The organism is Phytoactinopolyspora endophytica, from assembly GCF_004138495.1.
Taxonomy (GTDB): domain Bacteria; phylum Actinomycetota; class Actinomycetes; order Jiangellales; family Jiangellaceae; genus Phytoactinopolyspora; species Phytoactinopolyspora endophytica.
The window spans coordinates 332,786-333,202 of sequence record NZ_ML142852.1 but is presented as its reverse complement, the minus strand read 5'-3'; the positions used below and the strand labels follow the sequence as shown (position 1 = coordinate 333,202).

1 protein-coding gene is annotated in these 417 nt (G+C 71.0%); it reads left to right on the top strand.

The window, feature by feature from the left end; genetic code table 11:
- Window positions 1–417: AraC family ligand binding domain-containing protein (locus ELR45_RS34885; protein WP_205856312.1), on the top strand; the 417-nt coding region annotated here is incomplete at both ends.

Here is a 417-nt window from a genome sequence, read left to right as displayed (position 1 = left end):
GGCCGCCGACCTGACCGGCGTCCGCCTCGTCCGGGGCGCGAGCGGCGAGGCGTCGCTGGGGCGCGTCCTGTTCTCCGGAGCCATCCCTGACGGCGCGGGTCTCGGCGGTCCACGGGTCCTGGACGTCTACGCGTTCGTGTTTCTGGTCGCCGGCGACGGCCGGTACCGAGATGAACGAGGCGCAGATCGTCCACTGGGTCCGGGCAGCACGGTCACGGTCTTTCCCGGTTTGGAACACGACTACGGCCCCGAACCGGGCGGGCGCTGGACCGAGCGCTACGTCCTGTTCGACGGTCCGTTGCCGCACCTGCTGGAACAGAAGGGGGTGCTCGACCGTTCTCGGCCCGTCGGGAAGCTGCGGCCGGTAGACGTGTGGCTCCCCATGATGGAGGCCATCACCGATCCGACGCCCGGCGG